Source organism: Dyella choica, assembly GCF_003977665.1.
Taxonomy (GTDB): Bacteria; Pseudomonadota; Gammaproteobacteria; order Xanthomonadales; family Rhodanobacteraceae; genus Dyella_B; species Dyella_B choica.
In genome coordinates, this window is sequence record NZ_RYYV01000053.1 from 1 (window position 1) to 5,460 (window position 5,460).

Consider the following 5,460-nt stretch of genomic DNA (forward strand, 5'->3'; position numbering starts at 1 on the left):
AGATGGATGATTGTCCATTAATTGCAAGCGTCTAACCTAAGAGTCAATTCAAAAGCTTGACGTTTTAAGGTTAGGACCAACGCTTCGGAAAGATAGAGTGTCTTCGGACATTCGAAAACTTAAGTGAAGAGTTTGATCCTGGCTCAGATTGAACGCTGGCGGCATGCCTAACACATGCAAGTCGAACGGCAGCACAGCAGTAGCAATACTGTGGGTGGCGAGTGGCGGACGGGTGAGGAATACATCGGGACCTGCCCAGACGTGGGGGATAACGTAGGGAAACTTACGCTAATACCGCATACGTCCTACGGGAGAAAGCGGGGGATCGCAAGACCTCGCGCGGTTGGATGGACCGATGTTCGATTAGCTAGTTGGTGGGGTAATGGCTCACCAAGGCGACGATCGATAGCTGGTCTGAGAGGATGATCAGCCACACTGGGACTGAGACACGGCCCAGACTCCTACGGGAGGCAGCAGTGGGGAATATTGGACAATGGGCGCAAGCCTGATCCAGCAATGCCGCGTGTGTGAAGAAGGCCTTCGGGTTGTAAAGCACTTTTATCAGGAGCGAAATGCCATTGGTTAATACCCGGTGGAGCTGACGGTACCTGAGGAATAAGCACCGGCTAACTTCGTGCCAGCAGCCGCGGTAATACGAAGGGTGCAAGCGTTAATCGGAATTACTGGGCGTAAAGCGTGCGTAGGCGGTCTTTTAAGTCTGCTGTGAAATCCCCGGGCTCAACCTGGGAATGGCAGTGGATACTGGGAGGCTAGAGTGTGTCAGAGGATGGTGGAATTCCCGGTGTAGCGGTGAAATGCGTAGAGATCGGGAGGAACATCAGTGGCGAAGGCGGCCATCTGGGACAACACTGACGCTGAGGCACGAAAGCGTGGGGAGCAAACAGGATTAGATACCCTGGTAGTCCACGCCCTAAACGATGCGAACTGGATGTTGGTCTCAACTCGGAGATCAGTGTCGAAGCTAACGCGTTAAGTTCGCCGCCTGGGGAGTACGGTCGCAAGACTGAAACTCAAAGGAATTGACGGGGGCCCGCACAAGCGGTGGAGTATGTGGTTTAATTCGATGCAACGCGAAGAACCTTACCTGGCCTTGACATGTCTGGAATTCTGCAGAGATGCGGAAGTGCCTTCGGGAACCAGAACACAGGTGCTGCATGGCTGTCGTCAGCTCGTGTCGTGAGATGTTGGGTTAAGTCCCGCAACGAGCGCAACCCTTGTCCTTAGTTGCCAGCACGTAATGGTGGGAACTCTAAGGAGACTGCCGGTGACAAACCGGAGGAAGGTGGGGATGACGTCAAGTCATCATGGCCCTTACGGCCAGGGCTACACACGTACTACAATGGTCGGTACAGAGGGTTGCGAGACCGCGAGGTGGAGCCAATCCCAGAAAGCCGATCCCAGTCCGGATCGAAGTCTGCAACTCGACTTCGTGAAGTCGGAATCGCTAGTAATCGCAGATCAGCTATGCTGCGGTGAATACGTTCCCGGGCCTTGTACACACCGCCCGTCACACCATGGGAGTGAGTTGCTCCAGAAGCCGTTAGCCTAACCGCAAGGAGGGCGACGACCACGGAGTGGTTCATGACTGGGGTGAAGTCGTAACAAGGTAGCCGTATCGGAAGGTGCGGCTGGATCACCTCCTTTCGAGAGCGACAGCACCGCTGCCGCAAGACGTCCACACAAGACACCTGCACATCCGCACGCCGACGGCGTGAAAGACTCCCTCTTCAAGGGTGGGGTTTTTAAAGCTTTATGGGTCTGTAGCTCAGGTGGTTAGAGCGCACCCCTGATAAGGGTGAGGCCGGTGGTTCGAGTCCACCTAGACCCACCATTCATTAGGGTGTTGATCCTAGCTTACGGGGCCATAGCTCAGCTGGGAGAGCACCTGCTTTGCAAGCAGGGGGTCGTCGGTTCGATCCCGACTGGCTCCACCAGTTAGCCGACACGCGGATGTGTAGCGCACACAAAAGATTTAATGAAACGATACGGCGTTGAGGCCGGTATTGTGTTCTTTGAAAAAGTAAACGAGTGACAAGCGTCTTGGTTTTGAACTGAACCGAGATGTGTCGTTGAGGCAAACGACGAATGCGTTGTTTGGGTGTATGACAACGAATGGCCGCGAGGCGATTTGGGGTTATATGGTCAAGCGACCAAGCGTATACGGTGGATGCCTTGGCAGTCAGAGGCGATGAAGGACGTGGCAGCCTGCGAAAAGTGTCGGGGAGCTGGCAACAAGCTTTGATCCGGCAATGTCCGAATGGGGAAACCCACTCCGTAAGGAGTATCGCTGAGTGAATACATAGCTCAGCGAAGCGAACCCGGGGAACTGAAATATCTAAGTACCCGGAGGAAAAGAAATCAACCGAGATTCCCTCAGTAGCGACGAGCGAACGGGGAGTAGCCCAAAAGTGCATCATGTTTTAGCCGAACGGTTTGGAAAGGCCGGCCATAGCAGGTGATAGCCCTGTAGGCGAAAAGGCACGGTGCATGAAATTGAGTAAGGCGAGGCACGAGAAACCTTGTCTGAACATGGGGGGACCATCCTCCAAGGCTAAATACTCCTGACTGACCGATAGCGAACAAGTACCGTGAGGGAAAGGCGAAAAGAACCCCGGAGAGGGGAGTGAAATAGACCCTGAAACCGTATACGTACAAGCAGTGGAAGCCCGCAAGGGTGACTGCGTACCTTTTGTATAATGGGTCAGCGACTTACTGTCAGTGGCGAGCTTAACCGTATAGGGGAGGCGAAGGGAAACCGAGTCTGAATAGGGCGAATAGTCTCTGGCAGTAGACCCGAAACCGAGTGATCTATCCTTGGCCAGGTTGAAGGTGCGGTAACACGCACTGGAGGACCGAACCCACATCTGTTGCAATAGATGGGGATGAGCTGAGGATAGGAGTGAAAGGCTAAACAAACTCGGAGATAGCTGGTTCTCCTCGAAAGCTATTTAGGTAGCGCCTCGTATGAATCTTCCTGGGGGTAGAGCACTGTTATGGCTAGCGGGCCATCGCGGCTTAGTAAACCATGGCAAACTCCGAATACCAGGACAGAATGTACGGGAGACACACGGCGGGTGCTAACGTCCGTCGTGAAAAGGGAAACAACCCAGACCCGCAGCTAAGGTCCCCAAGTTCATGCTAAGTGGAAAACGATGTGGAAAGGCATAGACAGCCAGGAGGTTGGCTTAGAAGCAGCCACCCTTTAAAGAAAGCGTAATAGCTCACTGGTCGAGTCGGTCTGCGCGGAAGATTTAACGGGGCTAAGCATGACACCGAAGCTCGGGGTGCACACGCAAGTGTGCGCGGTAGAGGAGCGTTCTGTAAGCCTGTGAAGGTGGGTTGTAAAGCCTGCTGGAGGTATCAGAAGTGCGAATGCTGACATGAGTAACGATAATGCGGGTGAAAAGCCCGCACGCCGAAAGCCCAAGGTTTCCTCGCGCAACGTTCATCGGCGCAGGGTGAGTCGGCCCCTAAGGCGAGGCAGAAATGCGTAGTCGATGGGAAGCTGGTTAATATTCCAGCACTTGACTGTAGTGCGATGTGGGGACGGAGAAGGTTAGGTCTACCGGGCGTTGGTTGTCCCGGGGAAAGGCGGTAGGCATGTGGACTAGGCAAATCCGGTCCACTTTATGCCGAGCACCGAGACGAGCCCTTTTGGGCGAAGTGACTGAGACCACGCTTCCAGGAAAAGCCACTAAGCTTCAGCTACAGCAAACCGTACCGTAAACCGACACTGGTAGGCAGGGTGAGAATCCCAAGGCGCTTGAGAGAACTCGGGTGAAGGAACTAGGCAAAATGGCACCGTAACTTCGGGAGAAGGTGCGCCCACCGGTGTGGTCACATGCGTGACTGAGCACTGATGGGTCGCAGTAACCTGGCCGCTGCGACTGTTTATCAAAAACACAGCACTCTGCAAACACGAAAGTGGACGTATAGGGTGTGACGCCTGCCCGGTGCTGGAAGGTTAATTGATGGGGTCAGCCGCAAGGCGAAGCTCTTGATCGAAGCCCCAGTAAACGGCGGCCGTAACTATAACGGTCCTAAGGTAGCGAAATTCCTTGTCGGGTAAGTTCCGACCTGCACGAATGGCGTAACGACAGCGGCGCTGTCTCCACCCGAGACTCAGTGAAATTGAAATCGCTGTGAAGATGCAGCGTTCCCGCGGCAAGACGGAAAGACCCCGTGAACCTTTACTATAGCTTTACACTGAACGTTGAGTTCTTCTGTGTAGGATAGGTGGGAGGCTATGAAACCAGGACGCTAGTCTTGGTGGAGCCATCCTTGAAATACCACCCTGAAGTGCTTGACGTTCTAACCTAGGTCCGTAATCCGGATCGGGGACCGTGTATGGTGGGTAGTTTGACTGGGGCGGTCTCCTCCCAAAGCGTAACGGAGGAGCACGAAGGTACGCTCAGCGCGGTCGGACATCGCGCACTGTGTGCAAAGGCATAAGCGTGCTTGACTGCAAGATCGACGGATCAAGCAGGTACGAAAGTAGGTCTTAGTGATCCGGTGGTTCTGTATGGAAGGGCCATCGCTCAACGGATAAAAGGTACTCCGGGGATAACAGGCTGATACCGCCCAAGAGTTCATATCGACGGCGGTGTTTGGCACCTCGATGTCGGCTCATCACATCCTGGGGCTGTAGCCGGTCCCAAGGGTATGGCTGTTCGCCATTTAAAGTGGTACGCGAGCTGGGTTCAGAACGTCGTGAGACAGTTCGGTCCCTATCTGTCGTGGGCGTTGGAGATTTGAGGGGGGCTGCTCCTAGTACGAGAGGACCGGAGTGGACGTTCCGCTGGTGTTCGGGTTGTCATGCCCATGGCATTGCCCGGTAGCTACGAACGGAAGTGATAACCGCTGAAAGCATCTAAGCGGGAAGCACGCCCCAAGATGAGATCTCCCGAGAGTTCAACTCTCCTTAAGGCACCATCAAGACTAGGTGGTTGATAGGCGCGATGTGGAAGTGCAGCAATGCATTGAGCTAACGCGTACTAATGCGCCGTGCGGCTTGACCATATAACCCCAAGACGCTTTTGTAGGTCCCTCTAGAAGTGACCCAGCCATCCATGGCTGGACGCTTCAAAAGAGCGGATGCTTCGACGAAACATCTCGAATACTTCACCAGACGCTTGTCACTCGTTTACCCCTTTGCGGAGCCGGCGCTCACCAAGCGCTGCTCCCACCCCTTCCCTGGCGGCTATAGCGCTGTGGCCCCACCCGATCCCATCCCGAACTCGGAAGTGAAACGCAGCTGCGCCGATGGTAGTGTGGACTTTCCATGCAAGAGTAGGTCACCGCCAGGGGCTTTATCCCTAAAAACCCTCACCGATTACGGTGGGGGTTTTTTCTTTACGCGCCTCGGCGCACCCGCAACAGGTCACCGCCAGGGGCTTTATCCCTAAAACGCCTTCCCATCCGGGAAGGTGTTTTGCTTTG

2 tRNA genes and 3 rRNA genes are annotated in these 5,460 nt (G+C 54.5%); all 5 read left to right on the plus strand.

Annotated elements, in window-relative coordinates:
- The first annotated feature begins 120 nt into the window (after positions 1–120).
- The 5 genes from EKH80_RS23520 (at position 121) to rrf (ending at position 5,327) form a co-directional block, all read left to right on the plus strand.
- Positions 121–1,665, plus strand: a 16S ribosomal RNA gene (locus tag EKH80_RS23520).
- A 110-nt stretch (positions 1,666–1,775) separates the two neighbouring features.
- A tRNA-Ile gene (locus tag EKH80_RS23525) sits at positions 1,776–1,852 on the plus strand.
- A 27-nt stretch (positions 1,853–1,879) separates the two neighbouring features.
- Positions 1,880–1,955 (plus strand) — tRNA-Ala (locus EKH80_RS23530).
- Positions 1,956–2,161: 206 nt separating this feature from the next.
- Positions 2,162–5,040, plus strand: a 23S ribosomal RNA gene (locus EKH80_RS23535).
- Positions 5,041–5,213: 173 nt separating this feature from the next.
- Positions 5,214–5,327, plus strand: a 5S ribosomal RNA gene (gene rrf / locus EKH80_RS23540).
- The 16S, 23S and 5S rRNA genes sit together here with 2 tRNA genes alongside, the layout of an rRNA operon.
- The last annotated feature ends 133 nt before the right edge of the window (positions 5,328–5,460 follow it).